The following is a 1,651-nucleotide window of genomic DNA, read 5'->3' as shown; positions in this document are numbered from 1 at the left end:
GCTGCTGGCGCGGCTGCGGGAGGCGGCGCCGCGGGTGCGGGTGGTCGGCATCGAGATCGAGCCGGTGGCATCGCACAGGCGCAGGTAGGCGTAGCCGTACTGGAAGGCGTGGTCCGGGTCGTCGCTGAAGGGGCCGCCGTTGACGACGGCGGTCAGTGCCTGGAGCGCGGTGGGCGCGCCCTCCTCCTCGATGGCGAAGGAGAGTTCGTCGTCGTCACGCTCCAGTTGGGCGCCGTGCTTGTCGCGGACGGCGGCGAGCAGCTGCTGGTCGCGGGAGCCGATCACGGCACGCGTGGCGGCGATGTCGAGCAGGTACACGCTCAGGGAAGAACTCATGCCCCGACCTTAGAGGCAGCCTCTGACAGGCATAGGTGCAGATCGCTGCGGTGAATCGTGGAGGGCCGGGGGCCCCTTCACCGGCGCCACCGGTGGCGTGTTCCCAAGCCGTTGGCTACTGAACGCCGGTGGGGCATAGGCACTCCCGACAGCCCGCGGACCCTCGGGAGTGCCTTCCTCGACGATGGGTTGGGGGCGAGGGGAGTGGCAGGCACGGTGCGGTGCGGCTGAACGGTGCGCATATCGGCGGACAGTGGGCCAGTGGCGGGACCACGCTGCGCAACGGCAACGGCCCACTGCGCCTCCGGCCCCGCTCTTCACCGCCGATTCGAAGCTGACGCGCAGTAATGCCCCAGTATCAGACAGGAGTTGACGCAGTGGAGATCGAGTGTGTTACCCATACGCAATCCCAGGGGCAGGACAAGAGCCCCGGGCGGTGGCAGGATGCACCGCAGCTTGCTGCAGTACACAGCGCTGTTGATCTCGCTCGCGCCCTGGCCCGAGCCTGCCCTGGAGGTCCTGTGTCCGCTCGTCCCCCCAAGCCCGTTCGTTCCCCGGTGGCTGCCATAGCCCTGACCGCAGCCGCCGTCCTGCTGATGACGGGCTGCACCAGCACCAAGTCCGACAGCGACGGCGACAAGAACGCCTCAGGGGTCAAGCTCGTCTCGTCCGGCAAGATCAAGACCTGTACGCATCTGCCCTATCCGCCGTTCCAGTCCAAGAAGGACGGCAAGATCGTCGGCTTCGACGTGGATCTGGTCGACCTGGTTGCCAAGGAGCTGGACGTCGAGCAGGAGATCGTCAACACGCCGTTCGAGGGCATCGAAACCGGCCAGGACTTCAACATCCGCAAGTGCGACCTGGCCGCCGCGGGCATGACGATCACCGACGAGCGCGACAAGGTCATGGACTTCTCGGACCCCTACTTCAACGCCACCCAGGCGCTGATCACCAAGAAGGGGCAGCCCTACAAGACCTTCGAGGATCTCAAGGGCAAGAAGCTCGGCTACCAGAAGGCCACCACCGGCGGCATCTACGCCAAGAAGGAGAGCAAGGGCCTGGACATCGAACTCGTGGAATACGAGGACGTCGGCCTGCTGCTCACGGCCGTCAAGGCCGGCAAGGTCGACGCGGGCATCAACGACAACGGCGTGCTCTTCGAATACGTCAAGGACAACCCGGACACCGAGGTGACCGCGGAGTTCGACACCGGCGAGAAGTACGGAATCGGCTTGCGCACGGGCAACGACGCACTGCGCACGAAGGTCAACGAGGTCCTCAAGAAGGCCCGGACCGACGGCAGTTACGACAAGAT

General features: G+C 66.0%; 2 protein-coding genes. One reads left to right on the top strand and one right to left on the bottom strand.

Going from position 1 to position 1,651, the window contains the following annotated elements; all coding sequences use genetic code 11:
* Window positions 1-336 (bottom strand): DUF7691 family protein (locus tag ACQKIP_RS46910; RefSeq protein WP_427745812.1); only part of this gene is annotated, 336 nt, incomplete at its 3' end.
* Window positions 337-932: 596 nt separating this feature from the next.
* Between ACQKIP_RS46910 and ACQKIP_RS46905 the strand changes: the two genes are divergently transcribed.
* On the top strand, window positions 933-1,651 hold a 719-nt coding region (locus ACQKIP_RS46905; RefSeq protein ID WP_427745813.1), incomplete at its 3' end, for an ABC transporter substrate-binding protein.

The organism is Streptomyces sp. NPDC059900, from assembly GCF_050270335.1.
Classification (GTDB): domain Bacteria; phylum Actinomycetota; class Actinomycetes; order Streptomycetales; family Streptomycetaceae; genus Streptomyces.
The sequence above is the reverse complement of the archived record's forward strand: the minus strand, read 5'-3'. Positions and strand labels throughout refer to the sequence as shown.